Origin of the sequence: Deinococcus metallilatus (assembly GCF_004758605.1) — a bacterium.
Classification (GTDB): Bacteria; Deinococcota; Deinococci; order Deinococcales; family Deinococcaceae; genus Deinococcus; species Deinococcus metallilatus.
Map to the genome: position 1 here is coordinate 1,217,912 of NZ_CP038512.1, position 21,315 is coordinate 1,239,226.

The 21,315-nt window shown below is 68.5% G+C and carries 22 protein-coding genes and 1 other RNA gene; 18 read left to right on the forward strand and 5 right to left on the reverse strand.

Annotated elements, in window-relative coordinates:
• Positions 1-125 precede the first annotated feature (125 nt).
• Both E5F05_RS11880 and E5F05_RS11885 read left to right on the forward strand, forming a co-directional pair.
• A complete protein-coding gene (locus tag E5F05_RS11880; protein WP_241687143.1) occupies positions 126-1,211 on the forward strand; it encodes a carbohydrate ABC transporter permease in 1,086 nt (361 codons plus the stop codon).
• Entirely contained in the window at positions 1,208-2,074 is an 867-nt protein-coding gene (locus E5F05_RS11885; protein WP_129118841.1) for a carbohydrate ABC transporter permease, read from the forward strand. The genes E5F05_RS11880 and E5F05_RS11885 overlap by 4 nt, the downstream gene beginning before the upstream one ends.
• Before the next feature lie 379 nt (positions 2,075-2,453).
• Here the strand turns inward: E5F05_RS11885 and pilC are convergent, their stop codons facing one another.
• Entirely contained in the window at positions 2,454-3,674 is a 1,221-nt protein-coding gene (gene pilC, locus E5F05_RS11890) for a type IV pilus assembly protein PilC (RefSeq protein ID WP_129118842.1), read from the reverse strand.
• An 86-nt stretch (positions 3,675-3,760) separates the two neighbouring features.
• On the opposite strand from pilC, the gene E5F05_RS11895 reads away from it, so the two are divergent.
• The 4 genes from E5F05_RS11895 to E5F05_RS11910 are packed head-to-tail and all read left to right on the forward strand — an operon-like array spanning position 3,761 to position 7,537.
• Positions 3,761-4,387, forward strand: a complete 627-nt coding sequence (locus E5F05_RS11895) for an L-threonylcarbamoyladenylate synthase (protein ID WP_129118843.1) — start codon at positions 3,761-3,763, stop codon at positions 4,385-4,387.
• The gene (gene scpB / locus E5F05_RS11900; RefSeq protein ID WP_129118844.1) at positions 4,384-4,914 is read left to right on the forward strand and encodes an SMC-Scp complex subunit ScpB; all 531 of its coding nucleotides are present in this window, start codon (positions 4,384-4,386) and stop codon (positions 4,912-4,914) included. The genes E5F05_RS11895 and scpB overlap by 4 nt, the downstream gene beginning before the upstream one ends.
• Positions 4,915-4,959: 45 nt before the next feature.
• On the forward strand, positions 4,960-6,417 hold the full coding sequence (gene gatA / locus E5F05_RS11905) for an Asp-tRNA(Asn)/Glu-tRNA(Gln) amidotransferase subunit GatA (RefSeq protein WP_129118845.1): 1,458 nt from the start codon (positions 4,960-4,962) through the stop codon (positions 6,415-6,417).
• Positions 6,407-7,537 (forward strand): S41 family peptidase, encoded by a 1,131-nt coding sequence (locus E5F05_RS11910; protein WP_129118846.1) that lies wholly within the window; start codon positions 6,407-6,409, stop codon positions 7,535-7,537. Before gatA ends, E5F05_RS11910 begins: the two co-directional genes overlap by 11 nt.
• Before the next feature lie 3 nt (positions 7,538-7,540).
• Here the strand turns inward: E5F05_RS11910 and truB are convergent, their stop codons facing one another.
• The gene (gene truB / locus E5F05_RS11915) at positions 7,541-8,473 is read right to left on the reverse strand and encodes a tRNA pseudouridine(55) synthase TruB (protein WP_129118847.1); all 933 of its coding nucleotides are present in this window, start codon (positions 8,471-8,473) and stop codon (positions 7,541-7,543) included.
• 106 nt (positions 8,474-8,579) lie between these two features.
• Between truB and E5F05_RS11920 the strand changes: the two genes are divergently transcribed.
• The 3 genes from E5F05_RS11920 to rnpB all read left to right on the forward strand — a co-directional run bounded on the left by E5F05_RS11920 (position 8,580) and on the right by rnpB (position 10,265).
• Positions 8,580-8,951 (forward strand): hypothetical protein, encoded by a 372-nt coding sequence (locus E5F05_RS11920; protein WP_129118848.1) that lies wholly within the window; start codon positions 8,580-8,582, stop codon positions 8,949-8,951.
• Positions 8,948-9,730, forward strand: coding sequence for a pseudouridine synthase (locus E5F05_RS11925; protein WP_129118849.1), 783 nt, complete (start codon positions 8,948-8,950; stop codon positions 9,728-9,730). Before E5F05_RS11920 ends, E5F05_RS11925 begins: the two co-directional genes overlap by 4 nt.
• Before the next feature lie 113 nt (positions 9,731-9,843).
• Positions 9,844-10,265, forward strand: an RNA gene (rnpB, locus tag E5F05_RS11930) — RNase P RNA component class A.
• 83 nt (positions 10,266-10,348) lie between these two features.
• Here rnpB and E5F05_RS11935 read toward each other — a convergent pair.
• Entirely contained in the window at positions 10,349-10,702 is a 354-nt protein-coding gene (locus tag E5F05_RS11935) for a DUF423 domain-containing protein (RefSeq protein WP_129118850.1), read from the reverse strand.
• Positions 10,703-11,189: 487 nt separating this feature from the next.
• On the opposite strand from E5F05_RS11935, the gene mraZ reads away from it, so the two are divergent.
• From mraZ to E5F05_RS11970, 7 genes are all read left to right on the forward strand, one after another.
• Positions 11,190-11,618 carry a division/cell wall cluster transcriptional repressor MraZ gene (gene mraZ, locus E5F05_RS11940; RefSeq protein ID WP_129118851.1) on the forward strand — a complete coding sequence of 143 codons (429 nt, stop codon included), beginning with the start codon at positions 11,190-11,192 and terminating at the stop codon, positions 11,616-11,618.
• 5 nt (positions 11,619-11,623) lie between these two features.
• Positions 11,624-12,541 carry a 16S rRNA (cytosine(1402)-N(4))-methyltransferase RsmH gene (gene rsmH / locus E5F05_RS11945; protein ID WP_129118852.1) on the forward strand — a complete coding sequence of 306 codons (918 nt, stop codon included), beginning with the start codon at positions 11,624-11,626 and terminating at the stop codon, positions 12,539-12,541.
• Positions 12,538-12,897: a hypothetical protein gene (locus E5F05_RS11950; RefSeq protein ID WP_129118853.1), complete on the forward strand. Its 360-nt coding sequence runs from the start codon at positions 12,538-12,540 to the stop codon at positions 12,895-12,897. Before rsmH ends, E5F05_RS11950 begins: the two co-directional genes overlap by 4 nt.
• Positions 12,888-14,237, forward strand: a complete 1,350-nt coding sequence (locus E5F05_RS11955) for a peptidoglycan D,D-transpeptidase FtsI family protein (protein WP_129118854.1) — start codon at positions 12,888-12,890, stop codon at positions 14,235-14,237. Before E5F05_RS11950 ends, E5F05_RS11955 begins: the two co-directional genes overlap by 10 nt.
• A 414-nt stretch (positions 14,238-14,651) precedes the next feature.
• Positions 14,652-15,305, forward strand: coding sequence for an RlpA-like double-psi beta-barrel domain-containing protein (locus E5F05_RS11960; protein WP_129118855.1), 654 nt, complete (start codon positions 14,652-14,654; stop codon positions 15,303-15,305).
• A gap of 608 nt (positions 15,306-15,913) precedes the next feature.
• Positions 15,914-17,086, forward strand: coding sequence for an ABC transporter permease (locus tag E5F05_RS11965; RefSeq protein ID WP_129118856.1), 1,173 nt, complete (start codon positions 15,914-15,916; stop codon positions 17,084-17,086).
• Positions 17,087-17,223: 137 nt separating this feature from the next.
• Entirely contained in the window at positions 17,224-18,246 is a 1,023-nt protein-coding gene (locus tag E5F05_RS11970; protein WP_129118857.1) for a PEGA domain-containing protein, read from the forward strand.
• 48 nt (positions 18,247-18,294) lie between these two features.
• On the opposite strand, the gene E5F05_RS11975 is transcribed toward E5F05_RS11970, so the two are convergent.
• The gene (locus E5F05_RS11975) at positions 18,295-18,873 is read right to left on the reverse strand and encodes an NUDIX hydrolase (protein WP_129118858.1); all 579 of its coding nucleotides are present in this window, start codon (positions 18,871-18,873) and stop codon (positions 18,295-18,297) included.
• Positions 18,873-19,505, reverse strand: a complete 633-nt coding sequence (locus E5F05_RS11980; protein WP_129118859.1) for a MazG family protein — start codon at positions 19,503-19,505, stop codon at positions 18,873-18,875. Before E5F05_RS11980 ends, E5F05_RS11975 begins: the two co-directional genes overlap by 1 nt.
• A 145-nt stretch (positions 19,506-19,650) precedes the next feature.
• On the opposite strand from E5F05_RS11980, the gene E5F05_RS11985 reads away from it, so the two are divergent.
• Together E5F05_RS11985 and E5F05_RS11990 are read left to right on the forward strand one after the other, a co-directional pair.
• Positions 19,651-20,142 (forward strand): hypothetical protein, encoded by a 492-nt coding sequence (locus E5F05_RS11985; RefSeq protein ID WP_129118860.1) that lies wholly within the window; start codon positions 19,651-19,653, stop codon positions 20,140-20,142.
• A 95-nt stretch (positions 20,143-20,237) separates the two neighbouring features.
• Positions 20,238-20,966 (forward strand): SDR family oxidoreductase, encoded by a 729-nt coding sequence (locus E5F05_RS11990; protein WP_241687144.1) that lies wholly within the window; start codon positions 20,238-20,240, stop codon positions 20,964-20,966.
• The last annotated feature ends 349 nt before the right edge of the window (positions 20,967-21,315 follow it).

Here is a 21,315-nt window from a genome sequence, read left to right on the forward strand (position 1 = left end):
GGACGCGGTGCGCGGGACGCAGGACGCGGCGATTTTTCTGCGTCCCGCGCACCGCGCGCTGCTTCCCCGAAAGGAGGTGACCCCATCTGAAAGGCCTCTCGCGTGACCGCCTGTGGTCCATCCTGGTGCTGCTGCCCAGCGTGGTGCTGCTCGCCCTGTTCGTGTACGGGTTCATCGGGCGCACGGTGTACGTCAGCCTGACCGACTGGGGCAACGACCCCGCGCAGGCGTTGGCCACCAACCCCATCATCCGCTGGGTGGGCCTCGCCAACTACCACGACCTGTTCACCGGCTTCCTGCAACTGCGCTTCCGGCAGGAATTGGTCAACACCATCTTCTTCACGCTGTTTTTCATCCTGGGGTGCCTGGGGCTGGGCCTGGGGCTGGCGCTGATCCTCGACCGCAACCCCAGGGGCGAGGGGCTGTGGCGGACCATCTTCCTGTTCCCGATGAGCCTCAGCTTCATCGTGACGGGCACGATCTGGCGCTGGATGCTGCAACCGCAGGGGGGCGTCAACCAGTTCCCGACCGTGCTGGGCCTGCCGTCCGGAACCTTCGGCTGGCTGAGCAGCACCGACTCGATCTGGAAGTTCGACTGGAACAAGCTGCCGCTGCTGACCGCCGCCGTCGTCGGGCTGGTGCTGGTATGGCTGGCGGTGCGCGCGGCCCGCACCGGGGACCGCACCCGGACCATCGTCGCCGGGCTGTGCGCCGCGCTGCTGCTGGGCTGGGCGCTCTTCGTCGGTCCGAACGTGAAGCTGCTCCCGGCACCCGAATTACACGGCTTCAACCTGGCCCTGATCGGCATCATCATCGCCGCCGTGTGGCAGATGAGCGGCTACACTATGGCGCTCTACCTCGCCGGGCTGCGCGGCATCCCCGAGGAACTGCGTGAGGCGGCGCGGGTGGATGGCGCGAGCGACGTGGGGATGTACCGCTTCGTGATCTTTCCGCTGCTCGCGCCCATCACCCTCAGCGCGATGATCATCCTCGGGCACATCAGCCTCAAGATTTTCGACCTGGTGTATGCGATGGCGGGGCCGGACAACACCTACACCAGCGTGCCCGCCCTGAACATGTACCTCACCAGCTTCCGCCAGAACCAGTTTGCGCTGGGAGCGGCCATCGGCACGATTCTGCTGATCCTGGTGGCGTTCGTGATCGTGCCCTACCTGGCGAGCGCGTTCCGGAGCGAGGAGGGGCACGCATGACCACCACCGTTCCTACCTCGGCCGTCCAGCCTGCGCCGGTGCCTCGGCGGGCCGGGCTGGGCCGGGTCGGCCTGTATGTCCTGCTGGTGATCGCCGCGCTGTTTTTCCTGCTGCCGATCTACCTGCTGATCGCCACCGCCCTCAAGACGCCGGACGCGATCAACCTGGCGACCACCTGGCAGTGGCCGCGCCTGCTGAACTGGGACAGTTTCGTGCAGGCGTGGGGCAAGATCGGCGGGAATGTCGGCAACAGCCTGTTCCTGGCGGTGGTGTCCACCATCCTGGCGGCGCTGCTGGGGTCGCTGAACGGTTACGCGCTCTCCAAGTGGCAGTTCCGGGGCGCGAATACGCTCTTCGCGCTGATGCTGTTCGGCATGTTCATCCCGTACCAGGCGGTGCTGATTCCGCTGTTCCAGTTCGTGAAGTCGCTGGGGCTATACGGGAGCATCTGGGGCCTGATCCTGGCGCACGTCGTCTACGGCCTGCCGATCACCACCCTGATCTTCCGCAACTACTACGCCGAGGTGCCCGACGCGCTGGTCGAGGCCGCCACCATCGACGGGGCCGGTTTCTGGAGCATCTACCGCCAGGTGATCCTGCCGCTGAGCGTGCCCGCCTTCGTGGTCGTGGTGATCTGGGAATTCACGCAGGTCTGGAACGAGTTCCTGTTCGCGGCGACCCTCACGAACACCTCTTCGCAGCCGGTCACCTACGCGCTCTCGCAACTCGCGGGCGGGCAGGCGGTGAGCTGGAACCTGCCCATGGCAGGCGCCATTCTCGCGGCGCTGCCGACCCTGCTGGTGTACATCCTGCTGGGCCGCTACTTCGTGCGCGGCCTGCTGGCCGGGAGCGTCAAGGGGTAGAGGAGGCGGGCCACGCGGCTCCGCTCAGCAGCACGCCTTTCCTCACGGGGACGGGCGTGCTGCTCTATGGATGCCGGATTCAACGAGCCTGTCCGCAGGGGTGCTGTCATTTCGTCCCGACCAAGTCAGCGGGGTTGTTAAGCTGAGCCGGTCATTAGAGCATTGGTCAAAAAAAGACTCCCTCCCCCCTTGCTTCGCAAGGCCTTCTCTGCTTCGCAGCTTTGCAAGTCTCACCAGGGGAGAGGGTCAAAAACAACGTCATCTTTACGACAAAGACTCTAAAACACGCCCTCAGAAGCGAAAAAGCCTCCCACTGGGGGAGGACTTCTGATGGTGCTGACATTCAGGGCTTAAGAGCGGCATTTCCAAATTCATTTGTTTACTTGCTGAGCTGCCCGATGATGCTGAACATCGGCAAAAACATGCCCGCCACGATGGTCCCCACAATGCCGCCCAGGAACACGATCATCAGCGGCTCGATGGCGGCCGTCAGACTGGCGACGGCCTCGTCCACCTCGCGGTCGTAGAAGTCCCCGACCTTGCCGAGCATGGTGTCGAGCGAGCCGGTTTCCTCACCGATGGCGACCATGCTGACCACCATCGGCGGGAAGACCTTGCTGGTCGCGAGGCTCGCACTCATCGGGTCACCGACCATCACCACGTTCTTGGCGTTCTCGATGGTGTCTTCGACAATGGCGTTGCCCGCCGTGCCCTTGGTGATCTCCAGGCTTTCGATGATGTTCACGCCGCTGCTGATCAGCAGGCCGAAGGTGCGCGCGAACGAGCTGATCGCGCTTTTCTGAAGCAGATTCCCGAACACCGGCAGCCGCAGTTTGACATCGTCGATCACGTGCCGCCCCTTCGGCGTCTTGTAGTACCAGCGGTAGGCGAAGACCAGCGCGGCGATGAAGACGAAGATCAGCAGCCCGGAATGCTTCAGGAAATCCGAAACGGCCATCAGGAGGCGGGTGATCAGGGGCAGCGGCGCGTTCAGTTGCGTCAGAATCCCGGCGAACTGCGGCACGATGGTGGTCAGCAGGAAGTACGTGATCCCGATGGCGAAGACCAGCACCACCACCGGGTAGGTCAGCGCGCTCTTGATCTTGCCGCGCAGGCTGAGTTCCTTTTCCTGAAAGGCGGCGATGCGTTCCAGAATGCTGTCGAGCGTGCCACTCGTCTCGCCCGCCCGGACCAGGTTGATGTACAGCCGGTTGAAGACCTTGGGGTGCTTGACCAGCGCTTCGCTCAGCGGCGTGCCGCTCTCCACGTCGCTGCGGATGCTCTTGACGATGTTCTGGAAAGTCTTGTTCTCCAGTTGGCGTTGCAGGATCGCCAGCGACTGCACCAGCGGCACGCCCGCGTTGATCAGCGTGGCGAGCTGTTTGCTGAAGACCGCCACCTGCTTCAGACCGGGGGGGCGGTCGCTCAGGCCAGGAATCTTCACGTCGGCGTTCAGACCAGTCTTGGGAGGCTTGATCTCGACGATCAGCAGGTTTTTGGCGCGCAGGGCGTCGCGGACCTGGCCAGCGGTCTCCGCCTCCATCTGGGACTTCAGGACCTTTCCGGAACGGTCCCGGACGCGGTATTCATAGACCGGCATGACCGCGAGTATAGTTCGGGGCGTCTTGCGCCCGCCTTACAAGGGGCGGCACAAAGGCGGGTGAACTGTGCCTGAAGGAAACGTGGATGAACAAGCAGCCACACATCACGGGTGAGGTCGCGGCAGCCATCGCGCGGGCGGCGGAATGGCTGGCGGCAGGTGGCGTGGTCGGCTACCCCAGCGAGACGGTCTGGGGCCTGGCCGCGTGCCCAGACGCCAGCGAGCGGCTGTACGCCCTGAAGGGCCGCGAACCGGGTAAGCCCGTGCAGGTGTCGTGTCTGGACGCGGCGACCGCGCGCACGCTCACGCGGGGAGGCGCCGCCTTCGACGCGCTCTCCGGCTTGTGGCCCGGTCCCCTCACGCTGGTGCTGCCCGCCAGCCCGGCCTGTCCGCCCGACCTCGCGCCGGGGGGCTGGGTGGGCCTGCGTGTGCCGGACCATCCGGTCGCTCTGGCCCTGCTGCGCGCCTCCGGCGGCCTGCTCGCCACCACCAGCCTGAACCCCAGCGGCCAGCCTGCCGCCCGCACCTTCGCGGAAGCAAAAGCCTACGGCCTGACCCCGCTCCTGCTCCCCGACGGTGGCGTTCCGGCGCGCGGGCTGGCGAGTACCGTCGTGCGCGTGGACGGAGACGAGCTGGAGGTGCTGCGCGAGGGAGCCCTGCCCGTTTACGTGCTGCGGGAGCGGCTGCACTCTTTCTCACGCGGGGGCGCGTGACCCCTGACCCGCAAGCCCTGATCGGCGCGGCCTTGCTGGCCGCCGGGCGGCCCGTCACCCGGCGCGAGGTCGCGGACCTGCTCGGTCTGCCGGAGGAAGCGGCGGCGCGGGCGCTTGAGGCCTTCGCGGGGACGCTGCGGGACGCGGGGCTGGGGTTCGAGGTGGAGGCTGTCGCGGGTGGTTACCGGCTGGTCGTGCCGCCTGCCCTCTCTTCCCACCTCGCGCCGCTGCTCGCGCCGCCCCCCCTGCCCCCGCTGAGCGCCGCCGCGCTGGAGGTGCTGGCCGTGATCGCCTACCGCCAGCCCGTCACGCGGGCCGAGATCGAGGCGATGCGCGGCGGGAGCGCGGGCACGGTCGTGACCTTGCAGGAACGGGAACTGGTGAAGGTGGTGGGCCGCAGCGACGCGGTGGGGCAACCCCTCCTGTACGGCACCACCGAGCGTTTTCTGCTGGAATTCGGTCTGACCGGCCTGGACGATCTTCCCCCGCTGGAAGGCGCCGACTTCTCGCACCTGCTGCGCGGCTGAGCAGGCCCGCTTCCCCTCACCCCCCGCGCCGCTACACTGCCCTCCATGCCAGATGTGCCCACCGCGACCGACCTTGCCCGCGCTGTCCAGGCGCGCGAAACGACCCCACAGGCGCTGCTGGACGCCGCCCGCCTGCGTGCGGAGGCCGCCCGCGACCTGAATGCCCTGATCAGCCTGAACGACCGCGCGGGCGAACAGGCCGCGCGGGTGCGGGCCCGCCTGGACGCGGGCGAGACGCTGCCGCTGGCGGGCGTGCCCATCGTCGTGAAGGACAACCTCAACGTGACCGGTACCCGCACGACCTGCGGCAGCCGCATCCTGGCGAACTACGTCTCGCCCTACGACGCGACCGCCGTCGAGCGCCTGACCGCCGCCGGGGCGGTGATCGTCGGCAAGGCCAACATGGACGAGTTCGCGATGGGGTCCAGCACCGAGAGCAGCGCCGTCGAGCCCACCCTTAACCCCTGGGACCCGGCGCGTGTGCCCGGCGGCAGCAGCGGCGGGAGTGCCGTGGCGGTGGCGGCGAACCTCACCCCGGTCAGTCTCGGCAGCGACACGGGTGGCAGCGTGCGCCAGCCCGCCGCGTTCACGGGCATCTATGGCCTCAAGCCCACCTATGGGCGTGTCAGCCGTTATGGCCTGGTGGCCTACGCGAGCAGTCTGGACCAGATCGGCCCCTTTGCCCGCACGGCGGCCGACCTCGCCCTCCTGATGAACGTGATCGCCGGGCACGATCCCCGCGACGCGACCAGCCTGGACGTGCCCCCGGCGTTCCGGCCCGGTACCCCCGACGACCTGCGCGGCCTGAAGGTCGGCGTGATCCGCGAGGCGCTGGGTGGCAACACGCCGGGCGTGGAGGCGGTCCTGAACGCCACCCTGGACGCCCTGCGTGATGCCGGGGCCAGCGTGACCGAGGTGAGCGTGTCCACAGTTCAGCACGCCATTGCCGCCTACTACCTGATCGCCACGCCGGAAGCCAGCTCCAACCTCGCCCGCTATGACGGCATGGTCTACGGCGAGCGCGTGCCCGCCCCCGACGCCGTGAGCAGCATGACCCTCACCCGCGAGGAGGGCTTCGGGCGCGAGGTGAAGCGCCGGATCATGCTCGGCACCTATGCTCTGAGCAGCGGCTACTACGACGCCTATTACAGCAAGGCGATGAAGGTGCGCCGCCTGATCGCGCAGGACTTCGCGCGGGCCTTTGGGGAGGTGGACGTGCTGGTGACGCCCACCAGCCCCTTCCCGGCCTTCCGGCGCGGCGAGAAGACGCAAGACCCGCTCGCCATGTACGCCGCCGACGTGGATACCGTCGCCGTCAACCTGGCGGGACTCCCGGCGCTGAGTGTTCCCGCCGGGTTCGAGACGGTGGACGGGGTGCGGCTGCCGGTCGGTATTCAGTTCATCGCGCCCGCCCTACAGGATGAGCGGCTGGTGGCGCTGGCGGGAGGGCTGGAAGGGATCGGGGCGGTGAAGGTGGAGCCAGCGCCGGGGTATGCTGGCTGACCCTGCTCAGTACCTGAACGGCGCCCTGGAGATCATCCGGCGCGAAGCCCTTCACGCGGGCCGGGTGGACTGGGCGCAGGTCCGGCACGAATGTCAGGCGATGTGTGCCGGAGCGCAGACGGCAGAAGACACCTTCCCGGCCATCCGGCACGTGCTCGCCGTCCTGCGAGACGGGCACAGCCACCTGCGCCGCCCGGATGCGGGCACCGTTCACCGGGGGATCATCGGCCTGTACTTTACGGGCGGCGTGATCGCGCTCGTTCTGCCGGGAAGTCCCGCCGCCCGCGCGGGACTCCAGCCCGGTGACCGCATCCTCGGTATCCAGGGTCGCCCGGTCGGCCCCGGCATAAACGAAGGCCTCCTGCCAGACGCCACACTGACTCTTGAGGTGGAACGGGCGGGGCAGCGGCAAACACGGACCCTGACGCGGGAAGATGCCCGGGTGATTCCGCCGGAACCCCGGGGCCGTCTGGTGGCTCCCGGCATTGGCCTCGTCACCCTGCCCGACTGTGACCTGGGGGGAACTCTGACGGGTGGCGGTGCCTACCAGGACCGGGTGCAGGACATTCTTCTGGACCTCTCCGCCCGGGGTGCCGCGCGCTGGGTGGTGGACCTGCGCCTCAACCTGGGGGGCAACATGTGGCCGATGCTCGCTGGCATCGGTCCCCTGGCGGGCGAGGGCGAACTGGGCGCGTTCGTGAAGGGCGAGGAGCGCTGGCCCTGGCGGTATGCGGGGGGCGAGGCCAGCCTCGGCGGCGAAGTGATGAGCCGTACGCAAAGTGCCGTGCTGCCGCCTCTGCCGGACACCGCCCCCGTCGCCGTTCTGACTTCGCCCCTGACCGCCAGTAGCGGTGAGATCATCACGTTGTCGTTCCTGGGCCGCCCGGGAACCCGGCTGCTGGGAGAACCCACGCGCGGCCTCACCACCTCGAACAGTCTCTATGAGCTGCCCGGCGGCGCGGCCCTGCTGATCACCACCGCCCTGGATGCCGACCGGACTGGCCGGGTCTTCGCAGGCCCCATCAAACCGGATGTTCCGGTCAGTACTGCCTGGGCCGAATTCCAGACCGGGAAAGACTCCGTTCTGAACGCGGCTCTGGCGTGGCTCGCGGAAAGCTGAGGCTCACGCCCAAGCCCGCACCACCCGCAATTCCTCCCCGTTCCCGTCCACGACGGCGACCAGTTCGCCATTCAGTATGACCACGTACCGCCCTACGGCTCCCGACTTCGGACGTTTGCCCTGCCGCAGTTCACGGGCCAGCCGTTCGTCGGCCTCGATCCTCGGCAGGTCCAGAGCGGCGAGGTCGGGGATTCCCTCGGCCTCCGCCAGGTCTTCCACGCTCACGCTGTCTGCCAAGTCGTAGCGGCCCACGCGCGTGCGGACGAGGCCTGTCAGGTGGGCGGGCACGCCGAGCGCGGCCCCCACGTCCCGCGCGAGTGAGCGCAGGTACGTCCCGCTGCCCACACTGGCGCGGATAAGCAGGGTGGGAAAGTCGCCCAAAGGTTCGGGCAGGACGAAGGCCCGTCCGTTCGCGTCCGGCCCCCAGCCCTCCGGCCCAGATGAGAGGGTCCGTGGGGCGTCCTCCAGGCGGTCATAGACCCCCAGCAATTCCAGCGAGTGAATCACGACGTTCCGTGCGGGCAGGTCCAGTTCGCCCCCCGCCCGTGCGACCGCGTAGGCCCGCTGCCCGCCGATCTGGATGGCGCTGTACTGCGGCGGCACCTGCTGTTGCGGTCCCACGAACCCGGCCAGCACGCCCCGCACCTCCTCTTCAGAAGGAAGCTTGACGGGCAAGGCCTCGGTGAGCGGCCCCTCGGCGTCCAGGGTGGGGGAGGCGCCACCCAGCGCGATCCAGGCGAGGTAGTCCTTGCTGTCGGCCTCCATGAACTGCACCAGTTTGGTGGAGTCGTCCACGCACAGCACCAGCACCCCGGTGGCGAGGGGGTCCAGGGTGCCGGTGTGCCCCACCCGCTTCGTTCCGCGTGCGCGCCGCGCCCGGTTCACCACGTCGTGAGAGGTCAGGCCCAGGGGTTTGTCCACGGCGATCACTGGCATTGGGAGGCAGTCTAGGGCAGAAGGCCGGAGCGCGGCGGCAAAAGCCCGAGCGTCTTCTGCTTTCCGCCATCCGCCAGCGGCCCTCTTCCCGCGTACACTGCGGGACGTGTTGCGCGCCGCCTTCTGGTTGACCGCGCTGGTGTTCCTGCCAGCCGGGTTGTTCTTGTATTTCCTGTCCCCGGGGGTGGCGTCCGTCGTGGGCGTCTCCCCGCTGTGGCTGGCGCGGGCGGCGGGCGGCCTGGTGGTGGCCTGGAGCGTGTTCCTGCTGGCCGCCAGCACCCGCCCGGACAGCCTGAGTGCCTTCGCGCTGGCGGCCGGGAACCTGCTGACGGTCGCGGCGCTGGTGCCGCCGGTCCTGCGCCTGGGCGACGCCCTGCCCGCGCCTCTCCGCACGGCCCTGCTGACGCTGGCGACCGTTCTGACCCTGACCGCCGTGACGGGCATCCTCGCCGCACCCTCCCGCCGGAGTCACCTGTGACGGGCAGCCGTGGGCCGGATGGGGGAGAGCGGCTCCAGAAGCGCCTCGCCCGCGCCGGGGTCGCCTCGCGCCGCGCTGCCGAGGAGCTGATCACCGCGGGCCGCGTGACCGTGAACGGCGAGGTCGCCACGCTCGGCCGCACCGTCACGCCTGCTGATGAGGTGCGGGTGGACGGCACCCTGATCGAGACGGCGGGGCTGGAAAGTGTCACCTTCCTGCTGTACAAACCCGCCGGATACGTCACCACCGCGCGCGACGAGTACGGCCGCCGCAACGTGCTGTCCGCCATGCCGTCCATCCCCGGCCTGCATCCGGTCGGGCGGCTGGACAGGGATTCGGAAGGGCTGCTCCTGCTCACCACCGACGGCCAGCTCACCCTCACGCTGACGCATCCCCGCTACGGCCACGAGAAGGCCTACCGGGCCTGGACGGCGGGCGACGAGGTCCCCACCGAAGCCGAACTGCGGCGGCTGGAAGAAGGCGTCGAACTGGAGGACGGCCCCGCCCGCGCCCTGAGCGCCCGCCCGGCGCAGGGCGGCGCCTTCGTCACGCTGGGCGAGGGCCGTAACCGCCAGGTGCGCCGGATGCTGGACGCCATCGGGCACCCCGTCACCCGGTTGCTGCGTTACCGCGTCGGCGGCCTGTGGCTGGGCGACCTCGCCCCCGGCGAGTACCGCGAACTCTCGTCCCGCGACCTGCACGACCTGCTGAACCCCGCCCAGGTGCCCCGCCACGTCTGGGAGCGGGCCGAGCGGGAGATGCTGGCGCGGTGGGGGTGATATGGGAAGTGGTGAGTGGTCTCTGGAAAAAGCGCAGCAGGAGCGGAATGCTGATGCTGTTGCTCCCACTGACCCCTTTCTACTGACCACTGACGCTTGCTAGACTGTCCCACGCGGGGGGGTCCACGGTCGCGCCTTCTTCACGGAAGGTGAGGAAAGTCCGGGCACCGCAGGGCAGGATGCCAGCTAACGGCTGGTCGGCGAGTCGAGCGTCCGCGCGAGCGCCACAGCGCGCGGAGAGCGGCGAAGCCGAAGGACAGTGCCACAGAAACCAGACCGCCACTTCCATACAGTCCGGGCGCGGACGGGAGTGGTCAGGGTGAAACGGTGCGGTAAGAGCGCACCAGGCTCCCCGGAGACGGGAAGCGCTGGTAAACCCCATCCGGTGCAAGACCCGACAGCGCGGTACGGGGCGGCCCGCCCCACTGACCGCCAGGATGGTCGCTTGAGGCGTGCGGCGACGCGCGTCCCAGAGAGATGACCGTGACCCCACACCCGTGGGCCACAGAACCCGGCTTATCGCCCCCCCGCACCAGCAGAACCCGCCGCCTCTCTCTGTGGGGCGGCGGCGTTCAGTTGTGGTCCGGAGGGGGTGGGTGGTGGGAAACAGGCCTCCTCCTACGACCTCCGCGCGTCCAGCGCCGCCACCACGAAGCCCGCGATCAGCAGCACCCCACCGATGGGCGTGATCGCGCCCAGCCAACGCGCGCTGCTCAGCGCCAGGATGTAGAGGGTGCCGCTGAAGATGACCGCGCCCGCCAGCAGGAGCGCCGGGGCGCGGCGCTGCGTGGCCTGGGTGCCCAGCACGAGCAGCGCCAGCGCCGCGTACATCTGATAACGCACGCCGGTTTCGAAGTTGGCGAGCATGGCGGGGTCGAGCCGGGTCTTGAGGGCATGGGCGCCGAAGGCACCGAGGGCGACCGCAAGCGCCGCCAGGACTGCCCCGGCCGTGATGGCATTCGTGTTCCGCATGGGCAGAGGCTACGGGGACGCGGGTGGGGGTTTGTCCCACCGGGGATGCTTTCGCCTGCGCTCAGGCTTTCCCTTTCCCGAACCACGCCGAAAGGTTCTTCACGGCTGCACCCCTACGCTTTTTTCCGACTCGCCCGGCTGTGACCTCTGGAGATCGGCCCAAGAGATTTCTGCATGAGGAAGGCATTTTTCGGAACCCTTCCCGTCCGTTGCCGAGTAAGAAAAAAGACAGAGCGGCCAGCATCTCCTGGGGGCTGACCGCCATCAATTCAGTGACGAGGGACGCTCTCCGGGGGGGACGTGTGGGGAAGGAGGGCCATTCCGGTGGAGAAGTGGGGGGAATTGTGGGAATCGGTGGTAAAAGGTGGGCCGGACTGTTACACTCGCCACCACAGCCCCGAACTGCGCCCACAGCGTATGCCTGGGCTGCTATACACATGTCTCTTCCCGCTTCGGGCGGTGGGAGGCACGTGGGGAAGAGGAGAGATTGCCGTTCGGAGAGTATCCCTACACCATCGACGACAAGGGCCGTGTGGTCATTCCACCCGCCTTTCGGGAATTTGTCGAGGACGGGATGATTCTCACGCGCGGCATGGAGGGCTGCCTGTACGTTTTTCCGCTCGCCAGTTGGCGGCGCGTGGAGGAGCAACTGGAGGGCCTGCCGCTCACGGACGCGGAGTCCCGGGCGTTCGTGCGCTTCTTCTATTCCGGTGCGAACAAGGCGCGGCTCGACAACCAGAGCCGGGTTTCGGTGCCGCAGACGCTGCGGGCCTTTGCGGACCTGGACAGCGACGTGATCGTGGCGGGCGCACCCGGACGGCTGGAACTGTGGAACCCGGCACGCTGGGAGGCGGCCATCCAGGCCGTGCAGAACGACCCGCCGAAACCCGACCTTCTGGCCAACTTCGTGGCGTGACAAACATGAATCCTGCTTCCGATCTTCCCCCCTCTGACTCCCTTTCCCACACCCCGGTGCTGGCCGCCGAGGTGCTGGAGGCGCTCGCGCCTGGACCCGGGCGCGTGATCGTCGACGGCACGCTGGGCGGCGCCGGGCACACCCGGCTGCTGCTGGCGGCGGGCGCGACCGTCTACGGCATCGACCAGGACCCCTACGCCCTGAACCGCGCCCGTGAGGCGCACCTTCCCCACCTGACCGTGCTGGAGGGCAACTACCGCGATATGCGGGAGCTGCTCGCCGGGGCCAGCGTCACGCGGGTGGACGGCGTGCTGCTCGACATCGGCGTGAGCAGTTTTCAGCTCGACGACGCGGGGCGCGGGTTTTCCTACCACTCGGACGCGCCGCTCGACATGCGGATGAGCCAGTCCGGCGAGAGTGCCGCCGACGTGGTGAACACCTATGCCGAGGAGGACCTCGCGGCCCTGATCTACGAGTACGGCGAGGAGCGCCACTCGCGCCGCATCGCCCGGGCCATCGGGCAGGCGCGCGAGAAAGCGCCCATCGAGAGCACCGTGCAGCTCGCGGAGATCATCAAGCGGGCGTATCCCGGCTTCTCCCGGGGCATTCACCCGGCCCGCCGGACCTTCCAGGCCCTGCGCGTGCACGTCAATGACGAGCTGGGCGCCCTGCGGGATGGCCTCCAGGCCGCCGAGGCGCTGCTCGCCCCCGGTGGTCGCCTGGCCGTGATCTCCTTTCACTCCCTCGAAGACCGCATCGTGAAGCGTTTCCTGCGTGGCAGCACCGCGCTCAGGCCCCTGACCAAGCGGCCGGTAGAGGCGGGCGAGGCCGAGCAGGCCAGCAACCCCCGTGCACGCAGCGCCAAACTGCGCGCCGCCGAGAAGCTGTCCCCCGAGCAGGGAACCCCCGAGGTGACCCCGTGATCCTGCCCCACTTCGATCTGAGCGCCGCGACCTGGCGGGCACGCGCGATCCGCTACCTCGTCATCTATCTGCTGCTGGCCCTGATGCTGGTGGGGGCGCGGCTGCTGACGCAGGACGTGCGGCCCTCGCTCCGCGCCGCCCAGGACCGCGAAGCCGCCCTGACCACCGAGCGGGACGAACTGGAACTGCGCGTGCAGGCCCTCAGCAATCCGCAGCACATCCGGGACTGGGCCTTGCAGAACGGGATGCGCCGCTTTGCCGAAACCCCCAAGACCACCCAGGACCTCAGCGGGCTGCCCGCCCCTGCCCCTGTTCCCGCGCAGACCACCCTGGAGGTGACGACCGTATGGAAGTGAAGATTCATCACCGTTCCCGCCTGATGCAGGTGATCGCCCTGCTCCTGTTCCTGACGCTGGTGTGGGCCTACGCGCAACTGGAGTGGGGGGTGCCCCAGGGCGTGAAGCGCACGGTGGTGCAGGCGCGCGGCAGCATCGTCGCCGCTGACGGGACGGTGCTGGCGCGCAGCGTGAACGGCAAGCGGGTGTATCCCCAGGGGCAACTGGCCGGGCAGGTGCTCGGCATGATGGGGGCGACCGACGGTCTGGAAGGCCTGGAGTACGCCTACAACCACGCGCTGGAGGGCGGCAAGAACCTGAAGCTCACCCTCGACCCGGGTGTGCAGGCCGCCGCCGAGGCCGCGCTGGCCAAGGCCGTCCCGAAGCACCTGGGCGAGTACGGCTCGGTGGTCGTGCTCGAAACGCGCACCGGCCGCATCCTGGCGGCGGCCAGCTACCCGCCCTTCGACCCCAACAACTGGCGGACCTACAGCCCCGAGACGCGGCGCAACCGGCCCTTTCTGGACGTGTTCGAGCCGGGTTCGACCATCAAGGGCCTGGTCGTGGCCGCCGCGCTCAACGAGGGGCTGACCACCCCTGAGACGGTCTACAGCACGCCGATGCGCCGCTACGTGGGCGGGCGCTGGGGCAGCACCATCGGGGACGCCGTGCCGCACCCCGGCAGCCTCACCACCCAGATGGTGCTGCGCTACAGCAGCAACGTGGGGATGAGTCACATCGTGGAGCACTTCGCCCCCGAGCGGATGCGCGGTTACCTCAGCCAATACGGCTTCGGCACCGACGTGGCCATCCCGACCGTCATGGCCGCCACCGGCCGCCTGCAACCCCTGCGCCAGTGGGACGATCTGGTGCGCGCCACCAACGCCTTCGGGCAGGGCATGAGCAGCACCACCCTGCAACTGGCGGCGGCCTACAACAGCCTGGCGAACGACGGCCTGTACGTGTCCCCCCGGCTGGTGGAGGGGGAACCGGCGGGCGAGCGGCGCGATGTCCTGCGCCCCGAAACCGCCCGCACCACCCGCCGGATGCTCCAGTTCGTGATCGAGGAGGGTATTCCCCATCAGGCCGGAATCAAGGGCTACGCCCTGGCAGGCAAGACCGGCACCGCCCAGGTGGCGGGGGAACACGGCTACGCCAGCAACCTCTATGACAGCGTCTTCGCTGGCTTCTTCCCGGCCGATGCCCCGCGCATCACGGTCGCCGTGATGGTCCACGGAGCCAAGATCGAGTACCACGGCTCGCAACTCGCCGCCCCGATTTACCGCGAGGTGGCCTCCGAAATCCTCTCCCGCTGGGCCGCCGCTCCCCGCGAGGAAGAGCAGCCCCAGGAGAAAAAATAAGAGGAAGCTGAGAAAATTTCGGAGTTGGCCAGAGCGAGGGGCGCTGATGTGTCCCCTCGTTCACTTTGGTTAAGCCATTCGACCTAAAACGGGGGCCTTCTCCAGGCCTCCTGGCGGAAGAGCCACCTGTTTTTCGCTTTCCTCGCCGCCTCTCTCGCAACTTTTAATGAGAAGTTAAATGAGAGGATTAGAATTTGGCTCATAATCTATTCGCGGTGAACACAAAGAAAAGCAGACTTCCGGCCTGAGTCGGAGGTGGGTTTGGGTAATGGGCATGAGAAGGGTCACCCTTCCTTCACAGAAAGCTCCCAGGAAGGGTCTTTAGGCTCATGTCTCAGAGAGTCAGGCAGAGCCCGGCTCCTCATTCCACACCAACCCCCGGCCCTACCGCAGGGTATGGCCGCAGGAGAATGCATGCCCTATTCGTTCAACCGCTGGATGAGTGTCATCCTGCTGTCTGCCCTCGGGACCGCCGCCGCGACCCCCGCGCTGCCCGCCCCCAGTCTCGTCGCCCAGGCGGTTCGTGACGCCCTGACACCCCCGGCGCCTGCCGTCCCCACGAGCACAACCCCAGCGGCCGCCCAGCCTGCAACTTCACCGGCCGCGTCCGCCACTCCGGCCCCTGCCGCGGTGCAGCAGGCGGACCGGAGCGGCCAGACCCAGGCAGCGCGTGCGGCGCAGGCCCGGGCACTCACCGTGCAGCTCGCCCAGGAGGATCTGGCCCGGAGCACCACCCGGACGGGCCGCAGCGCCGTCGTGCGCGCCACCGCCTACAACAGCACGCCGGGTCAGACGGACGCCACGCCCTTCATTACGGCGACCGGCACGCGCGTCCGTAGCGGCGTGGTCGCCCTGAGCCGCGACATGCTGCGGCTGTTCCCCTATGGCTCGAAGATCATGATCGAGGACCTCAGCGGCCGGTACAACAATCTGTTCAGGGGCCGCGTCTTCACGGTGGAAGACACGATGGCGGCGCGCAAGACCGGCAGCCTGGACGTCTGGATGTCCACCCGCAGCCAGGCCATCCAGTTCGGCGCGCGGCAGGTCCGCATCACCGCCGTCCGCTGAAGCGCCGTCCCCTCACCCGCGTGGCCTGACCCAGCCGGTCTTCCACGCGGGTTTTTGCTGCTCCGGCGGTTTCAGCGGGGCGAATCCCGGGGAGTGAGGTGGGGACGGCACCAGCCCGTAACGTGACTAGGGCCACCACAAAGTCGCTAAGCTCGCACAGCCTCATTCAGCCCCTCTGCCGCGCCGCTCTGGGAGTCCGACCCTGCGGGCCACCTCCCCTCAAGACGCTTGATGTGAAATGCGGGACGGGCGGCCAGGACATGCAGAACAGTTTTTCTCGTCTGGCACGAGGGCGAGTTTCGCCCGCCACCCCCCTCCCCAGCCCTCTGCAAGCAGCTCTACGAGTCCCCCGCAAGGGGGGAGGGAGCAAAAGAACACGTCTGGGACGAGGAGCTTTCTATTGCACATCAGGCGTTGAGAGGGGAGGAGCAGAAATGGCTTCCTGGAGGGTGAATGGCGTCCCTGGCTCCCCTCCCAGGGGAGCTGTCAGCGAAGCTGACTGAGGGGTTGACCGGGGCGAGCACTTCCAAAACCGGACGTTGCGGTCGCCCTGTAGCGGACCCCTCCAGCGTGGTCCGTCCGGCGACCTCTGTTATCCTCCCCGGGACGTGGCCTCTCCTTCCCCCGATCTCGCCTGGACGCTCGCCCGCGCCCACCTGTCCCGTAGGCGGACCCAGAACCTCCTGACGATCCTGGGGATCGCGGTGGGCGTCATGGTCCTGATCGCCGCGCTGAGCCTGACGAACGGCTTCACGCGGGCGCTGGTGGACGCGACGCTGCGCGCCAGCCCGCACCTGAGCCTGGTGGCCTTCACGCCTACCCCGCGCGACCCGGCGCTGGAAGCCGAGATGCGGGCCGACCCGCACGTGCTCGCCTTCGTGCCCTTCCTGGGAGACAAGGGCCTGTTGACCCGCCCGGCGAGGCAGGGGCAGGGGGCGGGGGTGGACTTCGCCACCCTGTTCGGCGTGACGCCGGGGGCGGCGACCGTCCTGCAACTCGCCCCCCAGGAAGCCGCGCTGCTGCGGACCCTGGGCCAGAACGAGGTGCTGCTGGGTGCGGCGCTGGCCCGCAACGTCGGGGCCTTTACCGGCGACGAGGTCCGGCTGCTGAACAGTGGGCAGCGCCGCGTGGTCCTGCGCGTGAAGGGGGTTTTCAACACCGGGAACTACCTGATCGACTCCGGCTACGCCTTTACCAGCCTGGGAACCCTCCAGGCGCTCCAGGGGACCGGGAATATCAGCGGCTATCAGCTCCGGCTGCGTGACCCGGACGCCGCGCCGCAGGTGGGGAACGACCTCACCCGCACCCGCGCCTACACCGCGCTGCCCTGGCAGAGCCTCTACGGCACGCTGCTCGACCAGCTCGCCCTCCAGAAGCGCGTGATCGCCTTCGTGGTGTTCCTGATCGTGATCGTCGCGGCCTTCGGGATCGCCAACGTGCTGACGCTCGCCGTGTTCGAGAAGACGCAGGAAATCGCCATCCTGCGGGCCATCGGCGCCACGCGCGGGGTGATCACGCGGACCTTTCTGATCGAGGGGGCGCTGCTGGGGCTGGGGGGCCTGCTGCTGGGCAACCTGCTGGGCCTGGGCATCAGCGCGTATTTCACGGTGCGGCCCTTCCAGCTCCCGGGCGACCTGTACTTCATCACGGCCCTGCCGGTCGAGGTGCGCTGGACCGATCTGCTGTGGGTCAACGCCGTGGGCCTGGGAACCACGCTGCTCGCCGCCCTGATTCCGGCCCGCCGGGCGGCGAACGTGGAACCCGCCAGGATCATCCGCTGACTTTTTCCGGCTGAAAAACGGCGTGTCAGACGGAAATCACCTTCCTGACCGTGAACTGAAGCACCATTAAGTTTCCCCCCGGGGTGGCTCATGGCCCGTCAAGTTGCTCCCCGTAACCTTTTTTTCGGAGGTACCACATGAAAAAGCTTCTGATGATTCCCGCCGCGATGCTCCTGGGCACCGCCGCCGCGGCCCCCAAGATCAGCGCCCAGAGCATCATCGTGAACCCCACGCAGCCCGACCTGAGCGTCAGCGTGCGGGTGGACCAGGACCCCAGCGGCAACGGCAACCCCACCTACCGCGTGGGTGAGAACATCCGCATCAGCACCACCGTGAACCGCGACGCCTACGTGTACCTGTTCAACGTGGACGCGACCGGCGAGGTCACCCAGATCCTCCCCAACCGCCTGAGCGACAGCAACTTCGTCAAGGCGAACACCACCACCACCTTCCCCGCCCCCGGCGACAACTTCACCTTCACGGTCGGGACGGATATCGGCCTGAACAAGGTGCTGGCGCTCGCCAGCCTGACGCCGCTGAACCTCGACCAGATCAGCTCCTTCAAGACGCAGCAGGACCAGTTCGCCACCGTGACGGCGCGCGGCCAGCAGCAGCTCGCGCAGGCGCTTAGCATCGTCGTGAACCCCATTCCGCAGAACAGCTGGGTGTCGGACACCGCCTTCTTCACGGTGGTCGGCCGGACCCCCGTCCAGACCGGCAGCCTGTTCGTGGGCACCAACGTCCCCAACGCGACCGTGATCCTGAACGGCCAGCGTCTGGGGAGCGCGAACACCACCTTCAGCAACATCGCCCCCGGCACCTACCCGGTGCGGGTGCAGGCCCCCGGCTTCCGCGACTACACCACGACCATCTCGGTCCGCGCCGGTGCCACCACCAACCTGAACGTCGAATTCGCGCAGGCGGTCACGCCCGCCCCGGTGATGAGCAACCAGTACACGCTCGCCATCCGCAGCCCGCTGAACGGCGCCCGCGTGTTCGTGGACGGCCAGGAGATCGGCACTATCCGCGGCGGCAGCCTGAACGTCGAAGTGAACCGTGGCAGCCACGAGGTCGTGCTGATCGCGCCCGGCTACCGCACCTTCGTGAACACCTACAACGTCCAGCGCGACGCCCAGATCACCATCAGCCCCGCCCGCTGATCCCGGCGGCCCCCGGCACCCTCACCCGCGCGGTGGGGGTGTTTCGGCTTACGGGCCCTGCTGGAGCAGGTCGTGCAGCACCTTGGCCGTCATGCCCCAGATGTCGTGCCCGCGCCAGGGATAGCGGTACAGCGGCGCGCGCTGGCCGTCCGGCAGGATACGGGTTTCGCGGATGACCGGCAGGGCGCGCAACTCGCCCAGCGTCGGCGTGATGATCTGCGCGACCTCGGCCGTGAGGGTCAAGCGGGGCTCGGCGGGCACACGCGCCAGGACCGGCGTGACGTGGAAGCCGACCGGCGTGAACACGTCGTCGAGTTCGCCCAGCACCGTGACCGAACGGGGGTCGAGGCCCACCTCCTCCTCGGCCTCGCGCAGGGCGCCCTGCACGGGCGTTTCAAAGGGTTCGAGGCTGCCCCCCGGAAAGCTGATCTGCCCCCGGTGGGTGGGGAGGTCCGCCGAGCGGACGGTCAGCAGCACGCGCGGGTCGGGCTCGCGGGTCAGGGCGACCAGGACGGCGGCCCGGCGGTACTCGGGCAGATGCAGCGGCGTGCGGGCGCGGCTCCCCAGCCAGACCGCCCAGGGATCGTCCAGCGCGGCGTCGAGCGGGTCCGGTTCTCCACGGGGCATCACGCCCCCGCCTCCGGGTCGGGCAGGGCCGCGAGGGCTGCGTGGGTGCGCTCCCGCAGGGCCATCTCGGCGTCCACACCGCAGGCCCGCGCCCAGGCGACCACCGCCGCCAGGACCTCCGCGACCCCCTCCGCCGTCTCCGGCGCGTCGCGGAGGACCGCCTCCACGCCCGCCCGGCCGGTCTTCTCCCGCCCCGCCAGCTTTTGCGCCTGGGCTTCGCGGGCCAGGGCCCCCAACGCGGCGGGTACCCGGTCGGCGGCGCTGCGGGGGCGGCCTCCGCGTTCGGCAGTCTTGATGGCTTCCCAGTTCGCCACCACCTCGCCCGCGTCCGCGACCTGGACTTCCCCAAACACGTGCGGATGCCGCCGCACCAGCTTCTCCACGATGCCGCGCTCCACGTCCGCGTAGTCGAAGGTGCCCGCCTCCTCCGCGATCACGGAATGAAAGGCGACTTGCAGCAGCACGTCGCCCAGCTCGCCCGCCAGCGCCGCGCTGCCCTCGCTGACGGCGTCCACCGCCTCGGCGGCTTCTTCCAGCAGGTAGGGGCGCAGCGACTCGTGGGTCTGCTCCCGGTCCCAGGGGCAACCGTCGGGGGCACGCAGGCGGCGCAACGTCTCAAGCAGGTCTTGCATCTGCCCATGCTAAGGCCGGGGCAGGTCTGGCTTCCCGCCAAGCCTTCAGACACGGTGAAGTGACATGACGGAAAGGTGGCCTGGGCCTGACGACGCTCACGCCTGCTTCACCGTTCGTCAGACAGGGTGTGTTGAACTGTGCCGCATGAACAAACGCTTCCTGGCCCCCATCCTGACCACCCTGCTGAGTGCCTCCGCTCTGCCTGCCCTGGCCCAGGCCGCTGCCGCGCCGCCTGCTCCACTCGGAAACGCCTGGAGTGCGGCCGCCCTCGCCGGTGCGAAGTATGTGATTCTGGACCCGCGGATCGAGGGGAACCCGAACATCGTGAATGACGAGCAGCGGGCTGGGATTCTCACCGCCATGAAGCGCGACTCGGCCGGGGCCATCAAGCGCCACTATCCGAACGCGACCATCGTGACCGATGCACAGACGCCCGGGGTGGTCAAGGTCACGCCCGTCCTGGTCACCCCGAACGCCCTGCTGCCCTGGGCGAAGCTCACGGCCCGCCTCGACTTCGACCTGGGCAGCGGCCAGCGCGTCATCCTGAACGACCAGTTCGGCCTGCTGACCCTCTGGCAGTACCAGGCGGAGGCCGCCAACTACCTGTACGGCGAACTCGTCAAGAAACTGCCCTGAGCGGGAAGGGGGGGCATGTGCCCGCCCGGTCTGCCCGGCTTGAGCCGCCCTTCACCCGCCCTGGCCCACCCGCCGGGGCGTGTTAGCTTCGCCGCATGACGCAGGATGCCCAGAACCGCAACAGCGCCCCTATGAAGAGTGCCTTCGTGACCGGCGCCAGCAAGGGCATCGGCTTCGCGGTGGCGCAGGCCCTCGCCGGGGCCGGATACGCCGTCACCCTCACCAGCCGCCATCAGGACGAGGTGGAGGCCGCCGCCCGGCAGATCGGCCAGGGTGCACGCGGCGTTCAGTGCGACGTGCGTGACCCACGAGCACTTCAGCAGGCGGTGGACGCGCATGTGGCGGCCTTCGGCGGGCTGGACGTGCTGTTCGTCAATGCGGGCCTGGGCCGCTTCGCCAACGTCACGGACCTGACCATCGAGCAGTGGCAGGAGGTGATCGACACCAACCTGAGCGGCGCCTTCTACACGGTCAAGGCGGCGCTCCCCGCCCTCAAGCGCCGGGGCGGCTACATCTTCACGCTGTCGAGCCTGGCGGGGAAGAACCCCTTCGCGGGCGGCGCGGCCTACAACGCCAGCAAGTTCGGCCTGAACGGCCTCTCGGAAGTGCTGATGCTCGACCTGCGCCAGCACGGGATCAAGGTCACGCAGATCATGCCCGGCAGCGTCGCCACGCACTTTAACGGCCACACGCCCGGCCAGGGCGACGAGTGGAAAATCCAGCCGGAGGACATCGCGCGGCTCACCCTCGACCTGCTCGCCATGCCCGAGCGCACGCTGCCCAGCCGCATCGAGGTCCGGCCCAGCAAGCCGCCGCAGAAGTAGGGGAGAGTGGGAAAGGCGCGTCGCGTGAGTGGACGCGCTTTTCTTTCTGGTCTTTCTGGCAATGCCGTAGACTGCCGTTGTCCAGTCCGGACGGGATGCATGACAGGGGAATATGCGAGAGGCTGCAACTCCATGCGAAAGCACCCGGAGTTGCCGCTCCGGGTGCAGAAAGGGGGTGGATGCCATGCCTAAACCGCAACGGCATTCTACCACGCGCGAGAAACGGAGGAGAAGGCCCTTGAAACCGGCTGAGATCGTTGCGATCCTCAGTGCGGCGGCGGGCCTGATCACCGCTCTGGCGCACCTGATTCAAGCCCTGAAGTAAGCCCTCTCGCCCCCTGAATTCCCA

Bases quoted from the DNA above. Each gene is read 5' to 3' on its own strand.
- E5F05_RS11885 (WP_129118841.1), top strand. From the start codon at position 1,208: ATGACCACCACCGTTCCTACCTCGGCCGTCCAGCCTGCGCCGGTGCCT.
- pilC (WP_129118842.1), bottom strand. From the start codon at position 3,674: ATGCCGGTCTATGAATACCGCGTCCGGGACCGTTCCGGAAAGGTCCTG.
- E5F05_RS11895 (WP_129118843.1), top strand. From the start codon at position 3,761: ATGAACAAGCAGCCACACATCACGGGTGAGGTCGCGGCAGCCATCGCG.
- gatA (WP_129118845.1), top strand. From the start codon at position 4,960: ATGCCAGATGTGCCCACCGCGACCGACCTTGCCCGCGCTGTCCAGGCG.
- E5F05_RS11910 (WP_129118846.1), top strand. From the start codon at position 6,407: ATGCTGGCTGACCCTGCTCAGTACCTGAACGGCGCCCTGGAGATCATC.
- truB (WP_129118847.1), bottom strand. From the start codon at position 8,473: ATGCCAGTGATCGCCGTGGACAAACCCCTGGGCCTGACCTCTCACGAC.
- E5F05_RS11935 (WP_129118850.1), bottom strand. From the start codon at position 10,702: ATGCGGAACACGAATGCCATCACGGCCGGGGCAGTCCTGGCGGCGCTT.
- rsmH (WP_129118852.1), top strand. From the start codon at position 11,624: ATGAATCCTGCTTCCGATCTTCCCCCCTCTGACTCCCTTTCCCACACC.
- E5F05_RS11955 (WP_129118854.1), top strand. From the start codon at position 12,888: ATGGAAGTGAAGATTCATCACCGTTCCCGCCTGATGCAGGTGATCGCC.
- E5F05_RS11960 (WP_129118855.1), top strand. From the start codon at position 14,652: ATGCCCTATTCGTTCAACCGCTGGATGAGTGTCATCCTGCTGTCTGCC.
- E5F05_RS11970 (WP_129118857.1), top strand. From the start codon at position 17,224: ATGAAAAAGCTTCTGATGATTCCCGCCGCGATGCTCCTGGGCACCGCC.
- E5F05_RS11975 (WP_129118858.1), bottom strand. From the start codon at position 18,873: ATGCCCCGTGGAGAACCGGACCCGCTCGACGCCGCGCTGGACGATCCC.
- E5F05_RS11980 (WP_129118859.1), bottom strand. From the start codon at position 19,505: ATGCAAGACCTGCTTGAGACGTTGCGCCGCCTGCGTGCCCCCGACGGT.
- E5F05_RS11985 (WP_129118860.1), top strand. From the start codon at position 19,651: ATGAACAAACGCTTCCTGGCCCCCATCCTGACCACCCTGCTGAGTGCC.
- E5F05_RS11990 (WP_241687144.1), top strand. From the start codon at position 20,238: ATGACGCAGGATGCCCAGAACCGCAACAGCGCCCCTATGAAGAGTGCC.